Annotated in this window: 20 protein-coding genes and 1 pseudogene; 13 read left to right on the top strand and 8 right to left on the bottom strand. The window is 64.6% G+C overall.

Annotation, left to right across the window (positions count from 1 at the left end; translation table 11 throughout):
• The first annotated feature begins 417 nt into the window (after positions 1-417).
• The 5 genes from ACFI9K_RS21160 (at position 418) to proB (ending at position 7,553) form a co-directional block, all read left to right on the top strand.
• Positions 418-3,921, top strand: a complete 3,504-nt coding sequence (locus ACFI9K_RS21160; protein ID WP_462665315.1) for a translation initiation factor IF-2 N-terminal domain-containing protein — start codon at positions 418-420, stop codon at positions 3,919-3,921.
• Between the two features lie 233 nt (positions 3,922-4,154).
• Complete coding sequence (gene rplU, locus ACFI9K_RS21155) at positions 4,155-4,466, top strand: 50S ribosomal protein L21 (RefSeq protein ID WP_032394581.1); 312 nt, start codon at positions 4,155-4,157, stop codon at positions 4,464-4,466.
• A 59-nt stretch (positions 4,467-4,525) separates the two neighbouring features.
• Positions 4,526-4,789, top strand: coding sequence for a 50S ribosomal protein L27 (gene rpmA / locus ACFI9K_RS21150; RefSeq protein WP_462665314.1), 264 nt, complete (start codon positions 4,526-4,528; stop codon positions 4,787-4,789).
• A gap of 170 nt (positions 4,790-4,959) precedes the next feature.
• Entirely contained in the window at positions 4,960-6,411 is a 1,452-nt protein-coding gene (obgE, locus tag ACFI9K_RS21145; RefSeq protein WP_032368196.1) for a GTPase ObgE, read from the top strand.
• Positions 6,412-6,413: 2 nt separating this feature from the next.
• Complete coding sequence (gene proB / locus ACFI9K_RS21140; RefSeq protein ID WP_462665313.1) at positions 6,414-7,553, top strand: glutamate 5-kinase; 1,140 nt, start codon at positions 6,414-6,416, stop codon at positions 7,551-7,553.
• Here proB and ACFI9K_RS21135 read toward each other — a convergent pair.
• The 8 genes and pseudogenes from ACFI9K_RS21135 to ACFI9K_RS21100 form a co-directional block, all read right to left on the bottom strand.
• Positions 7,526-8,392: a Sir2 family NAD-dependent protein deacetylase gene (locus tag ACFI9K_RS21135; protein ID WP_462665312.1), complete on the bottom strand. Its 867-nt coding sequence runs from the start codon at positions 8,390-8,392 to the stop codon at positions 7,526-7,528. The genes proB and ACFI9K_RS21135 overlap by 28 nt on opposite strands.
• Positions 8,393-8,479: 87 nt before the next feature.
• A complete protein-coding gene (locus ACFI9K_RS21130) occupies positions 8,480-8,878 on the bottom strand; it encodes an ectoine synthase (protein WP_462665311.1) in 399 nt (132 codons plus the stop codon).
• Between the two features lie 34 nt (positions 8,879-8,912).
• Positions 8,913-10,190 (bottom strand): diaminobutyrate--2-oxoglutarate transaminase, encoded by a 1,278-nt coding sequence (ectB, locus tag ACFI9K_RS21125; protein ID WP_462665337.1) that lies wholly within the window; start codon positions 10,188-10,190, stop codon positions 8,913-8,915.
• Between the two features lie 48 nt (positions 10,191-10,238).
• A pseudogene (gene ectA / locus ACFI9K_RS21120) lies at positions 10,239-10,739 on the bottom strand (diaminobutyrate acetyltransferase); the annotation flags it as partial.
• 173 nt (positions 10,740-10,912) lie between these two features.
• Complete coding sequence (locus ACFI9K_RS21115) at positions 10,913-13,030, bottom strand: RecQ family ATP-dependent DNA helicase (protein WP_462665310.1); 2,118 nt, start codon at positions 13,028-13,030, stop codon at positions 10,913-10,915.
• Between the two features lie 110 nt (positions 13,031-13,140).
• Positions 13,141-13,545 (bottom strand): VOC family protein, encoded by a 405-nt coding sequence (locus ACFI9K_RS21110; RefSeq protein ID WP_462665309.1) that lies wholly within the window; start codon positions 13,543-13,545, stop codon positions 13,141-13,143.
• Between the two features lie 9 nt (positions 13,546-13,554).
• A complete protein-coding gene (locus ACFI9K_RS21105; protein ID WP_462665308.1) occupies positions 13,555-14,019 on the bottom strand; it encodes a helix-turn-helix transcriptional regulator in 465 nt (154 codons plus the stop codon).
• Complete coding sequence (locus tag ACFI9K_RS21100; protein WP_462665307.1) at positions 14,016-14,888, bottom strand: ribokinase; 873 nt, start codon at positions 14,886-14,888, stop codon at positions 14,016-14,018. The genes ACFI9K_RS21105 and ACFI9K_RS21100 overlap by 4 nt, the downstream gene beginning before the upstream one ends.
• A 92-nt stretch (positions 14,889-14,980) precedes the next feature.
• Here ACFI9K_RS21100 and ACFI9K_RS21095 point away from each other — a divergent pair, with 92 nt between their 5' ends.
• From ACFI9K_RS21095 to ACFI9K_RS21060, 8 genes are all read left to right on the top strand, one after another.
• Positions 14,981-16,246 (top strand): aspartate aminotransferase family protein, encoded by a 1,266-nt coding sequence (locus ACFI9K_RS21095; RefSeq protein ID WP_462665306.1) that lies wholly within the window; start codon positions 14,981-14,983, stop codon positions 16,244-16,246.
• Positions 16,243-19,155: an FAD-binding and (Fe-S)-binding domain-containing protein gene (locus ACFI9K_RS21090; RefSeq protein ID WP_462665305.1), complete on the top strand. Its 2,913-nt coding sequence runs from the start codon at positions 16,243-16,245 to the stop codon at positions 19,153-19,155. The genes ACFI9K_RS21095 and ACFI9K_RS21090 overlap by 4 nt, the downstream gene beginning before the upstream one ends.
• Positions 19,152-20,627 carry an NAD-dependent succinate-semialdehyde dehydrogenase gene (locus tag ACFI9K_RS21085; protein ID WP_462665304.1) on the top strand — a complete coding sequence of 492 codons (1,476 nt, stop codon included), beginning with the start codon at positions 19,152-19,154 and terminating at the stop codon, positions 20,625-20,627. The genes ACFI9K_RS21090 and ACFI9K_RS21085 overlap by 4 nt, the downstream gene beginning before the upstream one ends.
• Before the next feature lie 15 nt (positions 20,628-20,642).
• Positions 20,643-21,356: a GntR family transcriptional regulator gene (locus tag ACFI9K_RS21080; protein WP_462665303.1), complete on the top strand. Its 714-nt coding sequence runs from the start codon at positions 20,643-20,645 to the stop codon at positions 21,354-21,356.
• A 224-nt stretch (positions 21,357-21,580) separates the two neighbouring features.
• The gene (locus tag ACFI9K_RS21075) at positions 21,581-22,759 is read left to right on the top strand and encodes a M24 family metallopeptidase (RefSeq protein ID WP_462665336.1); all 1,179 of its coding nucleotides are present in this window, start codon (positions 21,581-21,583) and stop codon (positions 22,757-22,759) included.
• Positions 22,756-24,120, top strand: a complete 1,365-nt coding sequence (locus ACFI9K_RS21070) for an aminotransferase-like domain-containing protein (RefSeq protein ID WP_462665302.1) — start codon at positions 22,756-22,758, stop codon at positions 24,118-24,120. The genes ACFI9K_RS21075 and ACFI9K_RS21070 overlap by 4 nt, the downstream gene beginning before the upstream one ends.
• On the top strand, positions 24,117-25,346 hold the full coding sequence (locus ACFI9K_RS21065) for a M20 family metallopeptidase (RefSeq protein WP_462665301.1): 1,230 nt from the start codon (positions 24,117-24,119) through the stop codon (positions 25,344-25,346). Before ACFI9K_RS21070 ends, ACFI9K_RS21065 begins: the two co-directional genes overlap by 4 nt.
• 114 nt (positions 25,347-25,460) lie before the next feature.
• On the top strand, positions 25,461-26,888 hold the full coding sequence (locus ACFI9K_RS21060; RefSeq protein ID WP_462665300.1) for an MFS transporter: 1,428 nt from the start codon (positions 25,461-25,463) through the stop codon (positions 26,886-26,888).

Genomic DNA, 26,888 nt, shown 5'->3' with positions numbered 1-26,888 from the left:
CGCATCATCGCGTGTGGGATACTCGACAACAGATCGACTCCACAGCACACGTACGTACAGGTTTCATGCTCCACCGAAGTCAAGGCTTCACCAAGTTCGCTAGACCGGTGTCGTGGATTCGATCGGATGACTGCCGTCTATCCGCTGCCCGTCATCGCAGATGCTCGAACGAGAGACAGGCTCGTTCGCGTTCTTGCTTGATGATCAGGCGCTCGGATCGCCGGACCACCACCATCCAGCCAGGCACTGCACGCGCTGTCGTCGACCACCGAGAACTCCGACGTGGTCTCCGACTCGAGTGCGGAGCGAGACAGAACAGCTGACGTCCAACCCGACGTGAGTACACAAGGATTGCCCTCGCGTGGCCGCGTCACACCCGAATTCGGATGAACGCGCCCGGGGGCCCGAGGAGACTACGTGGCCGATCAAAGCCCGCCCGAAGATGTACAGAACGAGAACGTGGGAGGTCCGGAACGCGTCGATGCGGCGTCGCCTGTGGAAACAGGTCCCGTATCCCAGGCGCAACCCGACACCATCGAGCTGCCGACCAGGCTGCGCGTGCACGCACTGGCCAAGATCCTGGGCGTCACCAGCAAGCAATTGCTCGTCACCCTCGCCGAGCTCGGCATCGAAGCGCGCAGCGCCCAGTCGAGCTTGAGCCGCGATGTCGCCGAGTCCGTCCGTGACTCGGTGAACGCACCCACTGCATCTGCAGTCGAGTCGACACCCGCCGAGCAGCCCGAGTCGAGCGCTCCACCCGAACTGCCCTCCGCCGATGTGCCATCGGCGCAGACCTCGTGGTCCGAGCCGCAGCTGTTCACCAGCGCACCCACAGCCGAACCCGAGGCCGCCCAGCCCGCGGTAACGGCGGACCAGCCCACGGCAACCACGTTCGCCACTCCGCTGTTCCTGCAGCCCGCCGCCGTCGATGCTGCAGCACCGGAGTCCGCGGAATCGCCGGCGGAGCCCCCGGCACGCCGTCGACGTAGTCGCAAGGCGGCTCCGAAGGACGACGCTGCGACCGCCGACACGGAGTCCACGACGGACGGTACCGAGGCCACCTCCGAGGTCTCGGCCGCAACCGAGGCCACCGTCACGTCCGGTGCCGCAGGCACGGCCGAGAACACCACATCTCGGACCGACGAGGCAGACGATTCGTCTGCGTCCGACAGCTCGACCGATGACGACGACGATCAGTCCCAGCCCCGCCGCCGCCGGCGTGGGCGTCGCGGGCGGGGCCGTGGTCGCGGAGAACAGTCCTCGGACGAGAATTCGAACGACGAGAATTCGGACGACGATTCCGCCGAGGACACCGACAACACGGATTCCACCGACGCGGACTCGTCCGCGAGCGGCGACGGCGAGGCGTCGAGCAGCACCGATGCCGACTCCGACGAGTCCACCGCCGGTGACGACCAGCAGTCGGGATCCGGTAGACGTTCACGTCGATCGCGCACCCGGAACCGATCCTCGGAGCGACAGACCTCCGACTCGAACGACACCTCGAACGATGACCGCCCCGCGGACGGTTCGGCCGAGGACGACGAATCGGATGCCGACTCGGAGAACAATGTCGACGATTCCGACAACGGAGGATCGGAAGGCGACGGATCCAGTCGGCGTAGGCGTCGTCGTCGCCGTCGCAAGACCGGTGCCGAGATAGCCGCCGAGGCCGCATCGTCCGAGGACGATCCGCCCAACACCGTCGTGCACGAGCGGGAGCCGCGGAACAAGAGCCGCGCCCCCCGAGACGAGGTGCAGGGCATCTCCGGCTCGACGCGCCTCGAGGCCAAGCGTCAGCGTCGTCGCGACGGCCGCGACGCCGGTCGCCGTCGACCGCCGATCCTGACCGAGTCCGAGTTCCTGGCGCGACGCGAGTCAGTGGACCGGGTCATGGTCGTGCGAGAGAAGGCCACTCCCGAACACCCGTTGACCACACAGGTCGCCGTGCTGGAAGACGGCATACTCGTCGAGCACTTCGTTACCAGCAGCGCCACGGCGTCCATGGTCGGCAATGTCTATCTCGGGCGGGTACAGAACGTCCTGCCCAGCATGGAAGCTGCCTTCATCGATATCGGCCGTGGCCGCAACGGCGTGCTGTACGCCGGTGAGGTCAACTGGGACGCGGCGGGCCTCGGTGGAAGCGCTCGCAAGATCGAGCAGGCGCTGAAGCCGGGCGATCAGGTTCTCGTCCAGGTGAGCAAGGACCCGGTGGGGCACAAGGGTGCTCGCCTGACGACTCAGCTCTCGCTCGCAGGACGTTTTCTCGTCTACGTCCCCGGTGGTAGCTCGACCGGGATCAGCCGAAAGCTGCCCGATACCGAGCGCAAGCGTCTGAAGGACATTCTTCGAGACATCGTGCCTCCCGAGGCCGGAGTGATCATCCGAACCGCAGCCGAGGGCGTCAGCGAGGAAGAACTCGCGCGCGACGTGACTCGACTGCAGGCGCAGTGGGCCAGCATCGAGGAACGCTCGGCCAATGCCGAGACCGGCAAGGGTGTGCAACCACAGACGCTCTACGAAGAGCCGGACATGCTCGTCAAGGTCATTCGCGACCTGTTCAACGAGGACTTCTCCAAGCTCGTCATCGAGGGTGACAAGGCGTGGACGACCACGTCCAACTACGTCGAGACCGTGGCACCGGACATGATGGACCGGCTGCAGCGCTACGAGGCCGACGGCGGTTCGGCGGACGTCTTCGCCGCGCATCGGATCGACGAGCAATTGACCAAAGCACTCGATCGCAAGGTCTGGCTGCCCTCCGGCGGCACCCTGGTGATCGATCGCACCGAGGCGATGACCGTTGTCGACGTCAACACCGGCAAGTTCACCGGTTCGGGCGGCAACCTCGAGGAGACGGTCACCCGCAACAACATCGAGGCCGCCGAAGAAGTCGTTCGACAGATGCGCCTGCGCGACATCGGCGGCATGATCGTGGTCGACTTCATCGACATGGTTCTCGAGTCCAATCGAGACCTGGTGCTGCGGCGACTCACCGAAGCACTGGGGCGCGACCGCACCCGCCACCAGGTGTCCGAGGTGACCTCGCTCGGACTGGTGCAGATGACTCGAAAGAAGCTCGGCACCGGGCTCGTCGAGGCTTTCTCCACCACGTGCGAGCACTGCCAGGGCCGCGGCATCATCGTGCATCCTTTCCCCATCGACGCCAAGCCGGAGAACGACAACGGCCGCTCGAACTCGTCGCGCTCGGGGTCGAACAACTCGGGGTCGAACAACTCGGAGTCGAGCAACTCGGGCACGAGCAACCGGCGTCGGCGAGGCAAGGACAGCAAGGGCGACGGGAACGACAACAACGAGCGCGCTGCTTCGGGCACCCAGTCAGGTGCCGCGGACGGTTCCGAACATCCGGTCGTCGACCCGTCGATCAAGCGGGCGCACCCGGTGGCGTTGGCGATGGCTGCGCACCACGACGACGTGGTTGCCGACGTCAGTCCCGCCGAAGTCGAGACATCACCGGCGAGTGAGACTTCGGACGGCAGCGCCGACGTGACGGTCGTCTCTGCCGATGACGTCGATGTTGCTGCCCAGACGGTTGCCGATGCGGAATCGAATGGCGCTCGCACTACGGAGACCGACGAGTCGGAGGCCGATCAGCGTGCCGCCGAGCCGTCGGTCGAGGTCGACGCACCGGCACCGAAGGCCCGGCGCGGACGCCGGGTTGCGCGGAAGGCCGCTGCTCCGACCAGTGCTGCACCGGACGCCGGTGTGGTTCTGGTGGTACCTGTTTCGGGTGACACCGCTGCTGCCGACACGGCCGAGGCCACCGAAGCAGAATTGTCGGAACCATTGACCTCGGCGGCCGAGCAGTCCCTCGAACCGGTGGAGGTGCCGACGGCACGTCCACGCAGGCGACGGGCAGCAGCACGCCCGGCAGGCCCGCCGGTGGACGTGGATGTATAGCCGTCGAGGCGGTTTGACCCTGGCCGTCTCTCTGCCGTAACCTTGATAAGTCGCTCCCGGTGACACTGTCTTGCTGTGCCTAGCGGTCCCGCAAGTGGAAGCAGTTCTCGAGTGATTCGGATGCAGTTCGATCCGGATCGGCCGAATGGGAGCAAGCAAACACGTTCAACCAGACCAGTCGTGTTGCCATGTGCAATGCGAGCAAGTTCGAAGAAGCAAGGGGTAGCCCTCCGATGGCAACGTACGCGATCGTCAAGACCGGCGGAAAGCAGTACAAGGTCGCTGTTGGTGACCTCGTCAAGGTCGAGAAGATCGAGGGAGCGCCCGGCACTGCTGTCTCGCTTGCTCCGGTCCTCGTCGTAGACGGATCCGACCTGACGACAGATGCAGACAAGCTGGCGAAGATCTCGGTCGCCGGCGAGATCGTCGAGCACACCAAGGGCCCGAAGATCCGCATCCACAAGTTCAAGAACAAGACCGGATACCACAAGCGTCAGGGACACAGGCAGAAGCTCACTGTCCTCAAGGTCACCGGCATCAAGTAACCAGGTCTCACCGGACCCGAGTTCTTTCCAGCTGATTCACCCCGAGGAGGGTATGCAACATGGCACATAAGAAGGGTGCATCAAGCTCCCGTAACGGCCGCGATTCGAACGCACAGCGCCTCGGCGTCAAGCGCTTCGGCGGCCAGACCGTCGGCGCAGGCGAGATCCTGGTTCGTCAGCGCGGCACGCACTTCCACCCCGGCGTCAACGTCGGTCGTGGCGGCGACGACACCTTGTTCGCACTGGCCGCAGGCGCAGTCGAATTCGGTGCCAAGCGCGGACGCAAGACCGTGAACATCGTTCCGGTCACTGTAGAGGCCTAGTCTTCTGCAGCTCGCGCTCACGATGACCGGCACGGCAGGCAACTGCTCGGACCGGACGTCCACCGCGTACGTTCACAGCTCCCGATAGGGGCGGACCAGGGTCACGAGACCGGTCCGCCCCTATCGCTTTTTTCACACCGTTTTTCTTCCAGAAAGGATCGAAGACAGCTATGTCACGATTCATCGACCGCGTGGTGCTGCACGTCAGCGCCGGCAAAGGTGGCAACGGCTGCTCTTCGGTTCACCGCGAGAAGTTCAAGCCTCTCGGCGGCCCGGACGGCGGCAACGGCGGTCAGGGTGGCGGAGTCATCTTCGTCGTCGACAGCAACGTCCACACCTTGCTCGACTTCCACTTCTCCAGTCATGCGAAGGCCGGCAACGGAACACAGGGCATGGGCGGAAACCGTGAAGGGGCCAACGGAGAGGACCTGATTCTCAAGGTCCCCGACGGCACCGTCGTGCTCGACAAGAAGGGCAACGTCCTCGCCGACATGATCGGTGAGGGAACGCGTTTCGACGCCGCTCCCGGCGGGCGCGGCGGGCTCGGCAACGCAGCACTGGCGTCCAAGGCTCGTCGAGCGCCCGGTTTCGCTCTGCTCGGCGAAGAGGGCATCGAACGCGAACTCGTCCTCGAGCTGAAGTCCGTCGCCGACGTCGGTCTCGTCGGATTCCCGTCGGCCGGTAAGTCGTCACTGGTCTCGGTTCTGTCCGCAGCGAAGCCCAAGATCGCCGACTACCCGTTCACCACACTGGTGCCGAACCTCGGTGTGGTCTCGAGCGGCGATACCACCTTCACCGTCGCCGACGTCCCCGGGCTGATCCCCGGTGCGAGTCAGGGCCGCGGTCTCGGACTGGACTTCCTGCGACACCTCGAGCGATGCGCCGTACTCGCACACGTAGTCGACTGCGCAACACTGGATCCCGGCCGCGATCCGATCTCCGACGTCGATGCGCTCGAGGCTGAATTGGCTGCATACAAGCCGGCTCTGTCCGGAGATGCCAGTCTCGGTGACCTTGCCGATCGCCCTCGCATCGTCGTGCTGAACAAGGCGGACATTCCCGAGGGTGCCGAGCTCGCCGAGATGGTGACCGCCGAGTTCGAGTCTCGCGGCTGGCCGGTGTTCACCATCTCCGCAGTGACGCGCGCCGGCCTCAAGCCTTTGACCTTCGCCTTGGCGAAGCTCGTCGAGGATTACCGCACGGCCCACCCTGCCCCCGAGCCGAGGCGTCAGGTGCTTCGTCCGGTCGCTCGAAACGACGACAGCTTCAAGGTCGTCAAGGATCCCGACATTCCGGACGGCTTCATCGTTCGGGGTACGCGCCCGGAGCGGTGGGTGCGTCAGACGCAGTTCACCAACGACGAGGCTGTCGGCTACCTCGCGGACCGGCTCGCACGGTTGGGCGTCGAGGATGCTTTGATCAAGGCCGGTGCTCAACCGGGTGCCTCGGTCACCATCGGCGACGTCTCGTTCGACTGGGAGCCGCAAACTCCGGCCGGTGTCGAGATCACCATGACCGGCCGTGGTACCGATGCTCGCCTCGATCAGGTCGAGCGCATCGGTGCTTCAGAACGTAAGCATGCTCGCCAGGTACGTCGCGGGCTCGATACCGAACAGGAGTAGACGTGGTGTCGGTGCGTGAATCCGATTCTGCCGTAACGGCTCTCACCGATACCCGTCGCACGATTGCCGCCGCCAAGCGCATCGTGGTCAAGATCGGTTCCTCGGCGCTGACGAGTCTCGACACCGGTCTGGATCTGGGCAGACTCGATCTGCTTGCCGACGCCATCGAGGCGAGGATGCGTAGCGGGAGCGACGTGGTGGTCGTCTCGTCCGGCGCGATCGGTGCCGGTATGGCACCGCTGGGCCTCACCAGACGCCCGCGCGATCTCGCAACCAAGCAGGCGGCAGCGAGCGTCGGGCAGCTTGCGCTCGTTCACGCATGGAGTTCGTCGTTCCATCGGTACGGCCGCACGGTAGGGCAGGTGTTGCTCACTGCCGAGGACATCGCGCGTCGAACCAATCACCGAAATGCGCAGCGCACGCTGGATCGGCTGCGTTCGCTCGGCGCTGTCGCGATCGTCAACGAGAACGACACCGTCGCGACCGCAGAGATCCGCTTCGGTGACAACGACCGACTCGCTGCTCTCGTGGCACATCTCGTCGGCGCGGACGCACTGTTCCTGCTCTCGGACGTGGACGGGTTGTACGACGGCGATCCGCGAAAGGGTTCGGCCACTCTGATCCCGGAGGTGACGAGCCCGGAGGATCTCGACGGAGTGGTCGCCGGGTCCGGGGGAGCGCTCGGTACCGGCGGCATGGCGTCCAAGCTCTCTGCGGCCCGCCTGGCGGCCGATGCAGGTGTGCCGGTGCTGTTGGCCGCGGCGTCCGATGCCGCCCATGCGTTGACGACGTCCGAGGTGGGCACCGCCTTCGCCGCTCGGCCGACGCGGTTGTCCGCTCGAAAGTTCTGGGTTCGTCACGCCGCCGATGCTGCAGGCGAACTGCATCTGGATGCGGGTGCGGTGCGCGCGGTGGTGGAGCGGAGACGGTCTTTGTTGTCCGCCGGCGTCACCTCGGTGACAGGAGCTTTTCACGGTGGAGATGTGGTCTCGCTCGTGGACCCGGACGGCACGCTGGTGGCTCGCGGGGTCGTCGCGTACGACTCGGGGGAGTTGGCCGGAATGCTCGGCCGGTCGACGGGTGAGTTGGCCGCGGAGCTGCAGCGGCCGGTGGTTCACGCCGACGATCTGGTCCCCGCCTGACCGAGTGTGTCGGCCAGCGCCGTCGCGGTCTCCGAGCATCCCGCATGCACTGTCAGAGTGGCGAATTCATCGCCCCGAGTGGTGCCGCGGTTGACGATCACGATCGGCTTCCTGGTCTTGGACGCATGCCTGACGAAACGTAAGCCGGACATGACGGTCAATGAGGAACCGAGCACCAGCAGAGCGTCGCTTCGATCCACGAGATCGTATGCCTGCGCGACGCGCGGTTTGGGTACGCTTTCTCCGAAGTAGACGATATCGGGTTTGAGTATGCCGGAACATGTTTCGCAATCGACCATCCGGAAATGAGCGGTCGAGGAAATGATCGCGTCGGCGTCCGGAGCGATCTCGACGCCCTCCGCGGGTGCTACGGATTCGAGAAAGCCGGGGTTGGCGCGATCGAGCCGCCGGGCCAGCTCGAATCGTGAGATCAGACGCTCGCAGCTCAGGCAGCGAACCCGGGCGTAGACACCGTGCAGGTCGATGACGTGTCGACTACCCGCCTTGGTATGGAGCATGTCGACGTTCTGGGTGATGATTCCGGTGACCACCCCTGCACGTTCGAGCCGGGCCAGCGCTCGGTGTCCGTCGTTGGGCACTGCAGCGTCCATGTGCCGCCATCCGACGTGATTGCGCGCCCAGTAGTGGCGACGAAACTCGGCGTCGCCGATGAACTGCTGGAACGTCATCGGATTACGAGGCGGCGACTGCGGGCCGCGGTAGTCGGGAATACCCGAGTCGGTGGACATGCCTGCACCGCTGACGACGGTGATGGTCCGGCCGTCCAGCAGCGAGGCGAGTTGCCCGTACGCGGACGCGGACGCGGTGGGTGCATTCACTTCGTCCAGGGTAGCGACCGATCGAAACAGGGGCTACCGACGAGAACGGCCCGCACGCAAGCGTGCGGGCCGTTGGACGGGACGGTGTTACGCAGGTACCTCGACGAGGGGGTACACGCCGTTCTCGTCGTGAGTCTCGTTGCCGACGACGGGAGGATTGAACACGCACAGCATTCGCATCTGCGTACGCGGCTCGACGGTGTGGCGCTCGTGTCCGTCGAGCAGGTACATCGATCCGGCACCGAGCTCGTAGGTCTCCCCGGTCTCGCGGTCGGTGAGCGTGCCTTCGCCTTCGATGAGCCAGACGGCCTCGACGTGGTTGGCGTAGTGGAAGTTGTTCACCGTGCCTGCTTGGATCGTGGTCTCGTGGAACGAGAAGCCGACCTTGTCGCCGCCGAGAATGATCCTCTTGCTGCGCCAGTTACCGTCTTCGCTCGAGATGTCACGGTCGGTTCCGGTGATCTCCTGCGTGGTACGAACGATCATGTGATGTCCTCCTTCGATATCGGTGCCGAGGGGTCTAGGAAAGTACCTTCGCCACTGCACTTTCGATGATGTCCAGGCCGCGGTCGAGCTCCTCGAGCGTGGTGGTCAGCGGAGGGAGCAACTTGACGACCTCGTCCTTGGGACCTGCGGTCTCGACGAGCAAGCGCTCGTCGTAGCAGAGTTGCGACACCTTGCCCGCCAACTCGGCATCGTCGAACGCCAACGCCTGGACCATGCCGCGACCACGAGTGGAGATGCCGTCGAACTTGGCACACAGCGTCATGAACCGATCCTGGATGTGCTCACCCTTGGCCAGGGTCTCCTTCTCGAACTTGTCGTCGGACCAGTAGTGGTCGATGGCTGCCTTGGCCGTGACGAACGAGGGGTTGAATCCGCGGAAGGTGCCGTTGTGCTCTCCCGGCGACCAGACGTCCAACTCCGGCTTGAACAGGGTCAGCGCCAGTGGCATGCCGTAGCCACCGATGGACTTGGACAAGGTCACGATGTCCGGGGTGATGCCTGCTTCCTCGAACGAGAAGAACTGGCCGGTGCGACCGCAGCCCATCTGGACGTCGTCGACGATCAGCAGTATCTCGCGTCGCGAGCAGAGTTCGGCCAGCGCGCGCAACCACTCCGGGCGTGCGACGTTGATGCCGCCCTCTCCCTGAATGGTCTCCACGATCACGGCGGCCGGGCGGTTGAATCCACTGCCCGAATCGTCGAGCACACGCTCGAACCACTGGAAGTCCTCGGTGACGCCACCGAAGTAGTTGTCGTACGGCATCGGAGTGGTGTGCACCAAGGGGATTCCGGCGCCAGCTCGCTTCATCGAGTTGCCGGTGACCGACAACGCGCCGAGTGTCATGCCATGGAATGCGTTGGTGAAGTTGATGATCGCCTCGCGGCCGGTGACCTTGCGAGCGAGCTTGAGTGCTGCCTCGACGGTGTTGGCACCGGTTGGCCCGGGGAACTGGACCTTGTAGTCCAAGCCGCGGGGATCGAGGATGTTCTTCTTGAACGATTCGAGGAACTCGCGCTTGGCCACGGTGGACATATCGAGACCGTGCGTGATGCCGTCGCCGGCAATGTAGTCGACCAACGCGCTCTTGATCATGTCGTTGTTGTGGCCGTAGTTGAGAGCCCCTGCGCCACCGAAGAAGTCGAGGTAGTCGTTGCCGTGCTCGTCGGTGATCACCGAGTTCTTCGCGGTGGTGAACACGGCCGGCCACTGGCGACTGTAGCTGCGCACGCCGGACTCCACGGTCTCGAAGACGTCGGGCTTCTCCGTTGTGACGGTGTTCTTTTCGGTCATATTGCGCTTGTTCCTTTCGTAATTCCGCGATGCGTCCGGGCCTACGGTGTAGAGCTCTTCGGCTTCGTGGCTATCAGGGAAATCATTGGGGGCGAACAAATCCGACTTGACGATGTCGGTGCCTCGCTTGCGTGCGAGGCTCGTGAAGGTTGCGATGGACGCTTCGTTGTCCGGGCTGATCGTCGTTTCCAGATGCGTGATGCCCTGCGGCTCGAGGCGGTCGAGCAGCTCCATCAGCATGCGACCGGCAAGTCCCTTGCCGCGCTGGTCCGCATCCACGGCGACCTGCCACACGAACAGTGTGCGCGGGGCGTCTTGGCGGATGTACCCGGTGACGAAACCTACTGCGCGGCCGTCGATATCGGATACAACAGTGGTGGCCGCGAAGTCACGGCACCACAACACGTACGAGTAGCTGGAGTTGAGATCCAGAACTCGCGAATCTCTTGCGATCTCCCAGAGCCGGACTCCGTCGGAAATCTGTGGCTTACGAAACTTCACTGCGTCCGGCGCAGTGAGCGGGGTACCTCTCAGCAATGCGGGCTTCATAGGAAATACGAACGTAACAAGGTCGCCGTGGCATATCGACTGCGCAGGGAAATCGATGCCGAAATCGGACATGCTTCCCCAGGTTAACCGCCGATTGTGATGATGCTCACACAATCGAAGCCCGGCAGGCGGTACCCAGAAATCCGCGGTACAAACCCCCTTCGCCGAGATCTCTACTTCGGCGTGGCGAGGGCGAACGGCAACACGGCCGATGCGCCCGCTGTCGTCAGTGCAGACGTGGCACAGGTGAACGTCCACCCGGTGTCGGTCAGCAGATCGATCAACAGAATCGGCCCTGGCACGGACGATACGTCCGGAACCTCCCACGAGTCCACCAGCCCGGCGACCCGAAAGGCGGAGTTGGCGGCCGATACCGGCGGGTGACCGGGCCTGACCTGCATCACCCCGAGATCCTGCAATTTCCCGACGGCCGCCAATCGAGCGGCGATCGAGCGCACCAGGAGCGGGTGGGTGGGGGAGTCGAGGGCGAGAACGGCAGCGGGCCGCTGCTTCCAGTCCCAGTTCGCCAGCACGGTGATACATGCCTTCTCGAGCGCATCGGTGGCAGCAGCGTCCGGTGCGTCGAGCAGCGCACGCAAGCGGCTGCCCCAGCCCAGGTCCGTCAGTCGACCCAGAACACGGCCGGGCTCATGCGGGTCGGCGATCTTGCCCGACAGCGACACACCCAGTTTCTTCATACCGCTCGGCCACTGCTTTCTGGGCTGCAGGTCGATTCCCGGCCGATCCAGCCGTGCTCTCGCCGAGTCGACCGAGGCGGCGTCGACGGCGGCGGACAAATGCTCACCCGTGCAGTTGTCACACCGCCCGCAGCGATCGGACTCGCTGCCCGGTGCTCCGAGATCGGGATCGTCGAGCTGCCGACGCAGGAACTCCATCCGGCACCCGTCGGTGCCCTGGTAGTCGATCATGGCCTGTTGCTCACGATCCCTCGCTTGCTCGAGGCGCTCGTAGCGGGCCGCGTCGTACGTCCACGGCTCACCGGTGGCCATCCATCCGCCCCGAACGCGTCTGACCGCTCCGTCGACGTCGAGGACCTTGAGGACCATCTCGAGCCTGCTGCGGTTGAGCTCGACCAGGGGCTCCAACGCCTGCGTCGATTGAGCCTTCTCGGTGTTCAAGGCATCGATGACCTGCCGCACCAGATGCTCGCGAGGGAACGCGACCGAGGCGAAGTAGCTCCAGATCTGTCGATCCTCGTGGCCGGGGAGTAGGACCACATCGGCTCGATCCGTGGCGCGTCCGGCACGGCCGACCTGCTGGTAGTACGAAATCGGAGACGACGGAGCCCCCATGTGCACCACGAATCCCAGATCGGGCTTGTCGAATCCCATGCCGAGTGCGGACGTGGCGACAAGTGCTTTCACTCGGTTGGCGAGCAGATCACCCTCGAGCGATTCGCGTTCGGTCGGGTCCGTCTGACCGGTGTACGACGCGACGACGTGGCCTTGGTCGGTCAGCAGTGCGGCGAGGTCCTTGGCCGCCGACACCGTGAGGGTGTAAATGATTCCGGAGCCGGGCAGAGTCTTCAGATGGTCGCCGAGCCAGGCGGCTCGTTCGGTGGCGTTGTCGATCTTCACCACAGCCATACGCAGTGAATCCCGGGCGAGCCCGCCGCGCAGCACCAGGGTGTCGCCGCCGCCGACGCCCAACTGCGCAGCGACGTCGTCGACCACACGGTCGTTGGCCGTGGCAGTGGTCGCAAGTACTGGGATGCCGTCGCGCAGCTCGGCGATCAGGGTGCGGATACGCCGGTAGTCCGGCCGGAAATCGTGGCCCCAGTCCGAGACGCAGTGTGCCTCGTCCACCACGACCAGGCCGGCGTCCCCGGCCAGGGACGGCAGCACCTGGTCGCGGAAATCGGGGTTGTTCAGACGCTCGGGACTGACCAGCAACACATCGAGCTCACCGGAATTGACCTGTTGGTGGATGTCGTCCCACTCGGTCATGTTCCCCGAGTTGATCGTGGCTGCTTTCACGCCCGCGCGCTCGGCAGCGGCCACCTGGTTGCGCATCAGCGCCAGCAAAGGAGAGACGATGACCGTCGGACCCAGGCCCTGAGCGCGCAGGAGCTTCGCGGCGATGAAGTACACGGCAGACTTTCCCCAGCCTGTTCGCTGCACCACCAGAGCGCGTTGACGGTGCACCACCAGAGCCTCGATCGCCGTCCACTGGTCGTCCCGCAACACCGCGTCGGGGCCCGCGAGCTCGCGCAACAGCCTCTCGGCGTCGTCGCGCAAGTTGCCCACGGTCGCGTGCGTCGCTGTCGTCATACCGTCCATCGTGCAGCATCGGTACGACAACATCCCCGGACGCCGTCGAGCATCTCGAACGTCGGGCCCGCAGTACTCCGGCAGTTCTCGCCCGGACCCGCGGGCCGGCCTCAGGCCTGACTCACGCGCACCATGTTCCCGGCGGGATCGCGGAAGGCCGCGTCCCGGGCACCCCACGGCTGACTGGTCGGTTCCTGCAGAATCTCGGCGGTACCTGCCGCCCGGATCTTCTCGAACGCTGCATCGAGATCATCGGCGCGGAAGAGCAGGCCTGGCATCTCGCCCTTGGCGAGCAGGGCAGCGATCTGATCGCCGAGCTCCTGCGAGCGGCCCGCGTGCGGTTGGGACAACACGATCTCGATCTCGGGTTGATCGCTGGGGGACAACGTGATCCAGCGGTAGCCGTCGTTGGCGACTTCGCTCTTGACCTCGAGGCCGAGTGCGTCGCGATAGAAGGTGAGAGAGGCGTCGGGGTCGTCGGTGTAGACGTGTACGTGGCTAAGGGAGAGTGTCATGCCGCAAGGCTAGGACGCCCCGGCCGCCGATGCTTCTTCGTTTCTGCTCGGTTGGGTGACGATGTCGGTGGGGGTGGCACGCATCGGTCGACCCAGAACCATGGCTCGGCAGTTCGGTACTGCTCGGCTGTCGCGATGATCACGCGCGCGATACGCACTGGGCGTCTCGCCGACGATCTCGGTGAACCGTGAACTGAACGACCCGAGGCTGGTACACCCCACCGCGAAGCACGCTTCGGTGACGGTCACATCCCCGCGGCGCAACAGGGCCTTCGCGCGTTCGATTCTTCGGGTCATCAGATGCGCGTACGGCGTTTCACCGTAGGCCTCGCGGAACCGGCGGCTGAAGTGTGCCGTGGACATCAGTGCCGTCCGAGCCAGGGTCGGCACGTCGAGGGGTTCGGCGAAGTCGCGATCCATCCGATCACGCGCGCGACGCAACAGGGCCAGCTCCGCCAGATCCGGAGCGTTCATCGAGCGGCTCCGTCGCGAAGCGTCTCGATCTCGGCCGGCGTCCCCGAGGATGCGCTGGCACCGGATCTGGTGGCTGCGAAAGAACCTGCAGCAGTTGCCCATTCGACTGCGGAGCGTGGTCCGGTGGGCCACCGTGCAGCAAGCGCCCCGGCGAAGGCATCTCCGGCTCCGGTGGTGTCGACGGCCTCGACCCGCGGTGCCGACACCTCGAACGATTCGGATCCGCGGTACCGGGCACCCTTGGCCCCCAGCGTGGTGACCACGTGTTCCACCTCGTCCGCTCGGTGTCCGATACGGGCTTCCTCGGCCTCGTTGACCACGAGGATGTCGGTGGCTGCCACCAGGGCATCGGGTAAGTCCTGTACCGGTGAGGGATTGAGCATCGTGATCACACCGTGAGAGCGCGCGTACTCGAATGCCGCGACCACGGTACCCAGTGGAATCTCCAACTGGCACAGCAGAATATCGGCATCGGCGATGAGAGCTCTGTCGTCGTCGGTGAGATCGTGAACGCCCCCGTTGGCTCCGGGAACGACGACGATGCTGTTCTCGGCACTGTCGTCGACGGTGATGGCAGCGATGCCACTGGACCCGGCCGCCGTACGTAAGGCGCTGTCGTCGATGCCTGCGCTGGTGAGTGTGGTGCGCAGGGTCGTGCCGAACTCGTCGTCTCCGATCGCTCCGATGAAGGCGACCGGTGACCCGGCCTTCGCTGCAGCGATGGCTTGATTGGCACCTTTGCCACCCGGGGCGGTGGTGAACGATGTTCCCAGCACGGTCTCGCCCGGATCGGGCAACGACGCGGTGCGGGTGATCAGATCCATGTTGATACTGCCGAGAACGACGATGCGGGAGTTCGAGTCGGACACGAACGAACTGTATATCCCCAGGAACCCGACACCCACGAAATGCTAATTGCAGATTGTTGACAATCGGAATTCTGTGGGTGACGATGGCAGCCATGACAGCGTCGACTCGTACCCACCTCAGCCCGGCACTCAAGCAGGCGACCCCGATCGTCGTCGATCACGGAAAGGGCAGCTGGATCATCGGTACGGACGGGCGCAAGTACCTCGACTTCACCACGGGAATCGGCGTCACCAGCACCGGGCACTGCCATCCGCGTGTGGTCGAGGCCGCACGCGATCAGGTGGGCAAGATCATCCATGCCCAGTACACGACCGTGATGCATCAACCGCTGCTGGCGCTGACCGACAAGCTCGGCGAAGTACTGCCTGCCGGTCTCGACAGCGTGTTCTACGCCAACTCTGGATCCGAGGCCGTCGAGGCGTCGATTCGGTTGGCGCGCATGGCAACCGGACGCCCCAACATCATCGCCTTCCATGGCGGCTTCCACGGGCGCACGGTGGCTGCCGCATCGCTGACCACGGCCGGGACCAAATTCCGCTCCGGTTTCTCGCCGATCATGGGCGGCGTGCACATCGCTCCCTTCCCGTACGCATTTCGGTACGGGTGGGACATCGACACCGCAGTCGCCTTCGCGTTGAAGGAACTCGATTACCTGCTGATGACGATGTCGAGCCCCGCGGACACCGCCGCGTTCATCATCGAACCGGTACTCGGTGACGGTGGCTACCTGCCCACTCCGCCGGAGTTTCTCGAGGGGCTGCGCGAACGCGCCGATACGCACGGCATCGTGCTGATCGTCGACGAGGTGCAGGCAGGGGTCGGTAGGACCGGGAAGTTCTGGGGGCATCAGCACTCGTCGATCACGCCCGATGTCGTCATCACCGCGAAAGGCCTGGCCAGTGGCTTTCCGATCTCGGCGATCGCGGCATCGACCGAGCTGATGAGCAAGGCGTGGCCGGGTTCTCAGGGCGGAACCTACGGCGGAAATGCCGTCGCCGCTGCCGCAGGTGTCGCGACCCTCGATGTCGTGCGCGACGAGGGGCTGGTTGCCAACGCCGCGGTACAGGGCCAGGTTCTGCTCGACGGGCTGCGTGCATTGAAGGCGGAGCATTCGGCCATCGGCGACGCACGCGGACTCGGCTTGATGCAGGCGCTCGAATTCGTGGACAGCGCAGGCAATCCCGATGCCGCGGCGGCATTGCGCGTGCAGCAGGGCGCGATCGACGAAGGATTGCTGCTGCTCACGTGCGGCGCACTCGGCAACGTGGTTCGCATCATCCCCGCACTGATCGTCGACGACGATGAGATGCGACACGGTATCGAGGCGCTGTCGCGAACGCTGAAGAACGTGCTGTGACGTCTGCGCCGATCCGATCCGACGTTCCCGCACTCGTGCATCGAGTGCGGGAATCGGGCATCGACATCGACGATTCGTCTCGGCGTGTGGCCGAGTATTCCTACGACGCGTCGAACTATCGAGTTCCGCCGGCAGCAGTCGTGTTCCCGCGCACCGCCGACGATGTGTCCACCGTGGTGTCTCTGTGCACTGCGGCCGGAGTCGCTGTCATCGGCCGCGGCGGCGGGACGTCCATGGCGGGCAACGCAATCGGCCGCGGCATCGTGCTCGACTTCTCCCGTCACATGAATCGGGTGATCTCGGTGGACACCGATTCGCGGATCGCCGTCGTGGAACCGGGCATCGTGATCTCCGAACTCCAGCGTGAGCTGATGGCACGCACGTCGGGGGCGTTCACGTTCGCCCCCGACCCGTCCAGCAAGACACGAGCCACGGTCGGCGGGGCAGTCGGCAACGACGCATGCGGTAACCACTCGGTTCGCTACGGTCGTACCTCGGACCACACGGTGGCGATGGACGTGGTGACAGCCGAAGGACATCTACTGAGGGTCACCCGCAGCGGCGTGTCGGCCGTTCATGCCGACGACGGGGAGGCAGTCCGGGCGGCCGAAGCAATCTCGCGAGAGCTGCAATCGCTCGCGGCCGACAACTTGGCCCTCTTCCGGGTCGAGCTGGGCCGCATTCCGAGGCAGGTCTCCGGATTTCATCTGTCGCACCTACTGCCAGAGAACGGGTTCGACGTCGCCCGTGCGCTCGTCGGCAGCGAGGGCACCTGTGCGGTGATCGTCTCGGTCACCGTCACGGTCGTGCCCGTACCGCCCGCTGCTCTGTTGCTCTGCCTGGGCTACGAGGACGTGGTTGCCGCTGCTGCCGACGTCATGCCGATCCTCGAGTTCTCGCCGGCCGCGGTGGAGGGGATCGACGACAACATCGCCAAGACGATGGAGCACCGGCGTGGGCCGGACTCCGTCCGCGGCCTACCGGCTGGAAACGCCTGGCTGTACGTCGACCTCGACGGGGCCGACGTGGCCGAGGTCGAGGACAAGGCTGCCCGGTTGCTCGAGCAGCTCGGCCGGCTCGGACGCTTGAAGGAAGGTCGTATCGTCACCGACCCGGCCGATCGAACAGCGCTGTGGCGAGTACGCGAGGACGGAGCGGGCCTGGCCACGCGATTGGCCGGCGGAGCCGAGTCCTGGGGCGGCTGGGAAGACGCTGCCGTGGCACCGGAGAACTTGTCCGCGTACCTCGCCGACCTGAATTCGCTACTGGCCGAGCACGACCTGACCGGAGTGATGTACGGCCACTTCGGTGCCGGCTGCATGCACGTCCGAATCACGTTCGATCAACGGACCGACGCCGGGCGACGGGTGATGTACGACTTCCTGCGGGCTGCGGCACGGGTGGTCGTCAAGCACGGCGGCAGCCTGTCGGGAGAGCACGGGGACGGCCGGGCACGGTCGGAACTGTTGCCGGTGATGTACTCGCCGCGGATGCTCGACGCCTTCGCGCGGTTCAAGCGCATCTGGGACCCCAGCGGCATTCTCAACCCGGGGTCGATCACCGAGCCCGAGCCGATGATGGACAACCTGATGCTGCAGGGTATTCCGCAGCGAGAGTGGAAGACGACGTTCGACCTGCATCAGATCGGAACGCGCGACGACCTGGATCCATTCGTGCACGCCACGCAATCGTGCGTCGGTGTCGGCAAGTGCCGCACCACGTCCGGAGGAGTCATGTGCCCGAGCTTCCGCGCGACGGGCGACGAGAAGGATTCCACTCGCGGCCGCGCCCGTGTTCTGCAGGAAATGGTGCGAAGTTCGCCGACCGTCGCCGACGGGTGGGCTTCGAAGGACGTGGCCGAGTCGTTGGACCTGTGCTTGTCCTGCAAGGCCTGTTCCTCGGACTGCCCGGTCGGGGTCGACATGGCGACGTACAAATCCGAGTTCCTCGATCATCACTACGCGGGTCGGTTGCGCCCGCTCTCGCACTACTCGCTCGGATGGCTGCCCCGGTGGTTGAAGGTCACCCGGCGAACGGCACCGGTGCTCAATCGTGTGCTCAGCGGTCGGCTGGCGGCGCTGGCAGCGAGACTGGGTGGGTTGACCGGTGAGCGGGCGCTGCCTCGCTTCGCGTCGGCGAAGGAACTGGCGACCGCGGTGCGTCTCGGTGGCGGGAAGCAGTCCGATGTCGTGCTCGTCGTCGACACGTTCACTCAGGGATTTCGACCCGAGGTCGCAGGTGCGGCGCAGCGTGTCCTCGAGGACTCCGGCCGCAGTACCGAATGCCGCACCGACGTGTGTTGCGGCCTGACCTGGATTTCGACGGGTCAGCTCCGGACCGCGCGCAAGCATCTGACGAAAGCTGTTGCTGCGCTGGACGACGGCACCGACCGGCCGATCGTCGTCACCGAACCGAGCTGTGCCGCAGCATTTCGCAAGGACATGCCCGAGCTCGTCCCGACGCCGGCCGCTCGACGGGTTGCGGCACGGGTGCAGAGCTTCGCCGGAGCGGTCATCGATCAGGCCGCAGCAGGGTGGGTGCCCGCCGGTGAGGTCCCCGCCTCGGTGACCGTGCAGACGCATTGTCATGAGTACGCCGTGTTCGGCAACTCCACCCAGCGCACGGCACTGGCCTCCGTCGGGATAGAGGCGGTGCGCGAGGCAACCGGATGTTGTGGTGTAGCAGGCAATTTCGGCTTCGAGAAGCGTCACTACGAGCTCAGCATGGACGTCGCCGAGCAGGCGCTGGCACCCGCACTTCGTGAATCCGAGCCCGACACACCGATTCTGACGGACGGATTCAGCTGCCACATGCAGGTACGTCAACTCACCGGTGATCTGACGAGCGAGGCGTCCGTACACCTGGCACAGATACTCGATCCACGTTCGACGAAAGGACCGCGGCCATGACCGCCAGCTCGACCAACAGCCTGACTCGACCCTCCATCACGGCCCCCACCGACCTGTTCGTCGGAGGCGAGTGGATGGCTGCGGTATCGGACGACAGGTTCGACGTGATCGACCCCGCCAGCGGCGACGTGATCGCCAGGGTTGCCGATGGCGGTATCGCCGACGCGGAGAAGGCCATGGCGGCAGCAGTCGATGCCGCTGCGGAGTGGGCTGCGACGCCGCCACGGGTGCGTAGTGAAATTCTGCGGACGGCGTACGAAACGATCATGGCGCGGTCCGAGGAGCTCGCCGCGATCATCACCGCGGAAATGGGAAAACCGCTGGCCGACGCACGAGGTGAAGTGGCCTATGGGGCAGAGTTCTTCCGTTGGTTTTCCGAAGAGGCAGTGCGTATCTCGGGTGATCACACCCTCACCGGCGACGGCAAGAACCGCATCGTGGTCACCCGTGCGCCGGTCGGTCCGTGCATCCTCGTCACCCCGTGGAACTTTCCGCTGGCCATGGGAACTCGGAAAATCGGTCCGGCGTTGGCGGCGGGGTGCACCGTGGTGTTCAAGCCTGCCGAACAGACACCGCTCACTGCGCTGGCTCTGGCCGAGATCCTGCACGAGGCGGGAGTTCCTGCGGGCGTCGTCAACGTTGTCACCACCACCGATGCCGCGGGTGTCGTGGGCTCGTGGATGAGCAGCGGCTCGGCCCGCAAGATCAGTTTCACCGGATCGACCGCAGTGGGAAAGATTCTGCTCGAGCAGGCCGCGTCGACGGTGATGCGCACCTCGATGGAACTCGGCGGCAACGCACCTTTCGTCGTGATGGACGACGCAGACCTCGCCCGCGCGGTCGACGGCGCCATGGTCGCCAAGATGCGGAACATGGGCGAAGCCTGCACCGCGGCCAACCGGTTCTTCGTACACCGAAGTGTCGCAGCGCAGTTCGCGGATCGACTTGCCGATCGCATGGGCGCACTCACGGTGGGGCCGGGACATGCGCACGGCACCGAGGTGGGACCGCTCATCGACGACGCGGGCCGATCGAAGGTACAACGACTCGTCGATGACGCCCTCGGCCGTGGCGCGCGGGCGATGGTCGGGGGACAGGCGCCGGACGGTCCCGGCTATTTCTACCCGCCGACAGTGCTCACGGACGTCGACGCGAACTCGGATCTGATGTCGCAGGAGATATTCGGGCCGGTGGCGGCCATAGTGCCGTTCGACACCGAGGACGAGGTGGTCGCTCTCGCGAACGACACCGAATGGGGACTCGTCGGATATGTCTTCACTCAGGACATCGACCGGGCGCTACGGATGGGGGAGCGACTCGAGGTGGGTATGGTCGGCCTCAACACCGGTCTGGTGTCGAACCCCGCGGCACCGTTCGGTGGCGTCAAACAGTCCGGACTCGGCCGCGAGGGCGGGAAAGTCGGAATAGACGAGTTTCTCGAATACAAGTACTTTGCCATTCCCCGAGGCTGAGAGAGGTTGTCGATCATGGCCGGTTCGAGAAGACTGACGCCCATAGACGCACGAAATACGTCGATGGTGATCGCCGATCAGATTCGCGATCGCATCATCGACGGGTCGTATGCGCCGGGGGAGCAGATCAACGAGGCCAACGTGGCTGCCGAACTCGAAATTTCGCGGGGACCGGTGCGCGAGGCGCTGCAGCGCCTCAATCAAGAGGGTCTACTCGTCAGCTACCGCAACCGAGGCGTGTTCGTCGTGGAGCTCAGCAGCGACGACGTCACCGAGATCTACGAGTCTCGCGCGGCGATAGAGGTCGGTGCTGCGTGGACTCTGGTACACGGTGATCGCGACCGGCTGATCACCGCTGCCGACGAGCTCTCGGCCATCGTGATGCAGATGCAGCCGTTCATCGACCGGGCGGATTGGCGCGGTCTGGCCGAGCGCGATCTTGCGTTTCACACTGCACTCGTCGCGGCGACCCGCAACAGTCGAATGTCGCGGATGTACGCCACGCTCGCGGCGGAGGCGCGCATTTGCATGGCCAACCTCGAAACCGCCTACTACCGGCCCGAGGCGTTGGTGGAGGAACACCAGCTGATAGTCGACCTGTTGCTCGGATCGGATTGGGACGCACTGGAAAAGGGCGTACACGAGCACATGGACACCGCGATTCACGATCTGACCCGTGCGATGGTGGAGGAGCACACCGAGCAGGCGGCGCTGGCCACGCCTGGCTAGACCGCTCGGCGCGCAACACAGCATTTACATCGCACGTCTTGCGCGACCTCCGCGGAGGCGTCTAGCCTGATTGTCAACAATCTACTAAATCCCACTCATCGAAGGGGGTGCCCGTGAACGACTCATCCGATTCCGCATACGTCACCGCACTCGGACCCGACGCCACCGCAGGACGGGCTGCTCCCGGCCTGGCCCGGTACCCCGACGTACCGAACAGCACGCCGATCACGTTCACCGATGAGGAGTACGCCGACAGGCTCGCTGCCGTTCGTCGTCGTATGGCGTCTGCCAACCTGACGGCGCTCATCGTCACCGACCCGGCGAACCTCTACTACCTGCTCGGATACAACGCGCTCTCGTTCTACACCCCGCAGATGCTGTACGTTCCGCTCGAAGGCGACATGTACTTCTTCGCCCGTGAAATGGACGCCAACGGCGCGTTTCGTACGTCCTGGCTGCCGCAGGATCGGACGTTCGGCTACCCCGAGACATTCGTGCAACGCAAGGACACACACCCCTTCGTCTGGGTCGCCGCGAAGCTGCGTGAACTAGGACTGGTGAACAACTTCGAGCACGGCCAGGTGGGGCTCGAAATGGACTCGTACTACTTCAGCCCCAAAGCATTCGAGGCCTTGGTGAAGTCGCTGCCCGAATACCGCTTCACCGACTCCTACGAGCTCGTCAACTGGGTGCGAGTGGTCAAGTCGCCCGCGGAAATTGCGCTGATGCGCGGTGCCGCGCAGGTGTGCGAATCGGCGATGTCGGCTGCATACCAGTCGATTTCGGTGGGTGAGCGCCAGTGCGACGCGGCCGCAGCCATCATGAACGCACAGGTGCGCGGCACCGCGGACTTCGGCGGCGATCATCCGGCCATCGTGCCGATGCTGCCTACCGGTGCCGGAGCCGACACCCCGCATCTGACCTGGTCTCACCAGCCCTTCGTCCGGGGCGAGACCACCGTCGTGGAACTGGCCGGAGTGTTTCGGCGCTACCACATCCCGATGGCGCGCACGATCGTGCTCGGACAGCCCAGTCCACGTCTGGATTACCTCGCCAAGTCGACCGGGGAAGCATTGAACGACGTGCTCGCAACCGTCCGGGCCGGCGTCACCGCCACCGATCTGGCACAGGTGTGGAACACCAGCCTGGCCAAGCACGGACTGCACAAGCCGTCGCGCATCGGCTACTCGATCGGCATCGCCTACGCACCGGACTGGGGTGAGCGCACCGTGAGCCTGCGCACCGACGACGAGACGGTACTCGCCGAGAACATGACGTTTCACATCATCGGCGGAATGTGGATGGACGACTACGGATACGAGGTATCGGAAGCCGTTCGCGTCACCGAAACCGGCCTCGAAACCTTCACCGCATATCCCCGAGAACTACTGACGAAGGAGTGAGCATGACCGCATCCATTTCAGGTCGTTCCGCAGGCTCCACTCCTGCCACCCAAGGTCGTTCCGCAGGCTCCACTCCTGCCACCCAAGGTCGTTCCGCAGGCTCCACTCCTGCCACCCAAGGTCGTTCCGCAGGCTCCAGTCTCAGCATTCCCTGGGCGCTTCGCACCGACAAGCTCGTCGGGTCGGTGATCGATTCGTCCACATCGCTCCTTGCTGCGCAGAAGCACGACATCGTGCGCTTCGCGATGGGATCTCCTGCTGCAGAGACGGTTCCAGCTGCAGCGTTCACCGAGATCGCCGGCAGCGTGCTCACCGCGGATGCCTTCGACTACGGTGCCACCGAGGGCGATCCGGGCCTTCTCGACGCGTTGCTCGCCTATCTGGAGTCGGTGGGCGAGCCCACTTCCGAAGAGCGAGTGGTGATCACCTCCGGTGGAATGCAGGGCCTCGACATCGCATGCAAGTTGTTCGTCGATCCGGGCGACCTGGTGATCGTCGAAAGCCCGACGTACACGAACGGAACCGCCACCGTACTCAGTTACGGTGGCGACATCCTCGAGGCCCCGATGGACAGCAACGGGCTCATCGTCGAGGCCTTGCCCGAACTCGTCGAGCGAGCGGGGCGAGTGCCGAAGATGATCTACGTGATCCCCAACTTCCAGAACCCGTCCGGGGTGACCCTGTCGCTCGAGCGACGTCTGCTGCTGATCGAATTGGCGCACCGGTGGGGATCGGTGATTCTCGACGACGATCCCTACGGTCTGCTTCGTTTCTCGGGTGAATCGATCCCCAGTTTCGGCACCCTCAGCCCCGACGACCCGTTGATCTTCTCCGTCCGTACGTTCTCGAAGATGATCGCGCCCGGACTGCGGGTGGGATGGGTCGACGCCGCCCCCGAGGCACGGCAGCTGATCGTCAACGCCAAGCAAGCGATGGATACGTGCACCAACCTGCCTGCGCAGCGGATGGTGGCCGAGTACATCCGGCGTGGACTGCTGGACGAGCATCTTCGATCACTGGCATCGGTATATCTACCACGCAAGGTCGCGATGCAGAACAGCATCGCCAGGCACTTCGGTGACTCGATGTCGACGACCGACCCCGAAGGAGGGTTCTTTCTCTGGGCGACGTTGCGCGGCAACGATGTCGACTTCTCCACCCAGGACCTGTTCGAGACGGCCCTGGCCGAGGGAGTTGCCTACATACCCGGGCCGGCGCTGTCGGTGGGCGGGAAGTTCCACGATTCGTTGCGGCTGTGCTTCGCATCGTCGACGCCCGAGCGCATCGACGAGGGAATCAGAAGACTTGCTGTGGCGGTGGACAAGTCCAAGCACCTGCTCGCCTCCGATCCCACTCGATGACGGTCACGAAAGACGAACGGAGCCTGCTCGATTCGATCGACGAGAGGGACATCGTCCGTCTGACAACCGCGTTGATCGATGCGGGCGGCGAGAATCCTGGGGATACCGAGGAGAAGACCGCGAAAATCCTGGCCGAGCATTGTCGGGCAATGGGATTCGATGTTCGGACCGTCGAGGTTGTCCCCGGTCGGCCCAACGTCTTCGTGTCGATCGGAACCGCCGAGCGGCCAGGGGTGTTGTTCGTCGGCCATTCCGACGTGGTCCCCGCTGGTACGGGCTGGACCACCGATCCCTTCACCGCCGTGGTTCGGGACGGTCGGATCGTCGGTCGCGGGTCCTGCGACATGAAGGGTGGCCTGGCTGCGGTGGTGGCTGCCATGACTGCCGTGCTGGCGTCCGGTCTCGCGAACGAGCATCCGATGACATTGGCCTGCCTGGTCGACGAGGAAGACACCGGACTCGGCATCCGAGCATTCGTGGCCGAGTCGCAACACCGTGCATACAGCTGTTGCGTCGTAGCGGAGCCGACGGATCTGGTCACCATCTACGGTTGCCGAGGAGCTGCGAACCTGGAGATCGAGATTCGAGGTCGATCCGCGCATGCGGGTCAGCCGCGCAACGGAGCCAATGCGATCTCGGCTGCGGCACGAATCATCGGAATCATCGAAGGCACCCAGGTCGAGCTGGACGCACATCCCGACCCCGCATTGGGACCGGCCACCTGGAATGTGGGGACGATAGCGGGAGGCACCGGCACCTCGATGGTCGCCGATCGGTGTGTCCTCACCGTGGACCGCCGCCTGTTGCCCGGAGAGAGTGCGGCGGACGTCGTCGACGATCTGCGATTGCGCATCGAATCGGCGGGAGTCACCGGGTCCGGTATCGAGGTCGACATCACGATCGCGATGGAAATGCCGGGCTTTCTGACCAGCGTGAACAACGGATTGGTCACTACCGCAGTGCAATCGGTCATCGACAACGAATGCAGCCCGAACGGTCGTTCTGCAGACTCCACTTTTGCCGATTTCACTGACATCTGGACGGCATCGTGCGATGGTGGTTTCGTGGCACAGCAGATGGGGATACCCACCGTCGTGCTCGGTCCGGGGGAGATCGAAAGCCAAGCACATCGGCCGGACGAGTCGGTCGCTGTGCGGCAATTGACCGACAGCGCAAGGGCGTACGCGTTGATTGCCACCAGAATTGGTGCGTTACCAGGGCTTTAGCGTCGCACGAGGGGGTTGACCGAAACCTATGTTGCATACCGTCGTAATGTCGAACGCTGCGAAGTACCGCACCGACGCTCCACTTTGTCCACAAAAGCGAGAGGTATTTCGACCGTGACCGAAAAATCAGGGTCGGCAGCATCGCCGACCGGATATCCCCCGAGTACCGACGTTCTCAGCCCGAACGAGACAAGAATCCTGCACCGGGCCATCGGCGGATCGGCGCTCGGCAATGCCGTCGAGTGGTTCGACTACGCGGTGTACGGCTATCTGGCCGTCTACATCGCAGCCAACTTCTTCCCATCCGAGGACGGGGGAGCGAGCCTGCTCTCCACCTTCGCCGTTCTGGCCGCATCGTTCATCATCCGGCCCATCGGCGGTATCGTTCTCGGCCCGCTCGGTGACCGGATCGGTAGGCAGAAGGTCTTAGTTCTGACCGTCACGATGATGTCGCTCGCGACGGCACTGATCGGCGTGTTGCCGACCTTCGACACCATCGGCATCGCCGCCCCACTGCTCCTGCTTGCGTGCCGATTGGTGCAGGGCTTCTCGACCGGTGGCGAGTACGGCGGAGCTGCCGTGTTCATGGCCGAGTACGCACCCGACAAGCGGCGCGGATTCTTCGGATCGTTCCTCGAATTCGGCACTCTCGCCGGCACCGTGGGCGGTGCCACGCTGTGTACCTTGCTCAACGTCGGACTCGGCGACGAGACGATGGAGGCCTGGGGCTGGCGAATTCCGTTCCTGGTCACACTGCCGTTGGGCATCGTCGCGCTGTGGCTGCGAACCCGGCTCGAGGATTCCCCGGTGTTCGCCGAGGCGAAGGAAGACGGCGGCACGGTGGAGGAAGGCGCGGGCGGAGCCATTGCCTCGCTCAAAACCACCATGACCTACTGGCAGCGCATCTTGATCCTGATGGGTTTCGTGCTGCTGCTGAACATCGCCTACTACACGGTGCTCACCTTCCTGCCCTCGTACCTCAGTGACACGTTGGGGCACAGCACAACCCAATCCAACTTCACCCTCGTGGTGATCATGATCATCATGATGGCGATCATCAACCCGATCGGCGCGCTGTCCGACCGGGTAGGCCGAAAGCCGTTGTTGCTGGCGGCCTGCGTCGGATACTTCGTCTTCAGCGTCCCGCTGTTCCTGTTGATCATCAACACCGGACTCGTCGGCCAGACCATCGGTCTGCTGGGACTGGGCGTACTGCTGGTCATCATGTGTAGCTGCGTCTCGTCGACCCTGCCAGCGCTGTTTCCCACCCAGGTTCGCTACGGCGCGTTCGCCATCGGCTACAACGTGTCGACCTCGTTGTTCGGTGGTACGGCACCGCTGATTCTGACGTTCTTGATCGACCGAACGGGTTCCAACCTGATCCCGGGTTGGTACATGATGATCGCCGCTGCCATTGCGTTCGTGCCGATTCTGTTGATGCCCGAGACGGCAGGCCGATCACTGCGCGGAACGCAGTGCCCAGGTGACAACGACGACGAGGTCGCTGCATCCGGCGTCGAACTCGTCGGCTACAAGAAGTAG

It is taken from the genome of Rhodococcus sp. PSi06 (genome assembly GCF_054960675.1).
This window is presented reverse-complemented; position numbering and strand designations above follow the sequence as displayed.

Excerpts from the sequence above, each read along its gene's own strand:
- ACFI9K_RS21115 (WP_462665310.1), bottom strand. The coding sequence starts at position 13,030 with ATGACGACAGCGACGCACGCGACCGTGGGCAACTTGCGCGACGACGCC.
- ACFI9K_RS21080 (WP_462665303.1), top strand. The coding sequence starts at position 20,643 with ATGGCCGGTTCGAGAAGACTGACGCCCATAGACGCACGAAATACGTCG.
- ACFI9K_RS21130 (WP_462665311.1), bottom strand. The coding sequence starts at position 8,878 with ATGATCGTTCGTACCACGCAGGAGATCACCGGAACCGACCGTGACATC.
- ACFI9K_RS21105 (WP_462665308.1), bottom strand. The coding sequence starts at position 14,019 with ATGAACGCTCCGGATCTGGCGGAGCTGGCCCTGTTGCGTCGCGCGCGT.
- rplU (WP_032394581.1), top strand. The coding sequence starts at position 4,155 with ATGGCAACGTACGCGATCGTCAAGACCGGCGGAAAGCAGTACAAGGTC.
- ectB (WP_462665337.1), bottom strand. The coding sequence starts at position 10,190 with ATGACCGAAAAGAACACCGTCACAACGGAGAAGCCCGACGTCTTCGAG.
- ACFI9K_RS21065 (WP_462665301.1), top strand. The coding sequence starts at position 24,117 with ATGACGGTCACGAAAGACGAACGGAGCCTGCTCGATTCGATCGACGAG.
- ACFI9K_RS21085 (WP_462665304.1), top strand. The coding sequence starts at position 19,152 with ATGACCGCCAGCTCGACCAACAGCCTGACTCGACCCTCCATCACGGCC.
- obgE (WP_032368196.1), top strand. The coding sequence starts at position 4,960 with ATGTCACGATTCATCGACCGCGTGGTGCTGCACGTCAGCGCCGGCAAA.
- rpmA (WP_462665314.1), top strand. The coding sequence starts at position 4,526 with ATGGCACATAAGAAGGGTGCATCAAGCTCCCGTAACGGCCGCGATTCG.
- ACFI9K_RS21095 (WP_462665306.1), top strand. The coding sequence starts at position 14,981 with ATGACAGCGTCGACTCGTACCCACCTCAGCCCGGCACTCAAGCAGGCG.
- ACFI9K_RS21110 (WP_462665309.1), bottom strand. The coding sequence starts at position 13,545 with ATGACACTCTCCCTTAGCCACGTACACGTCTACACCGACGACCCCGAC.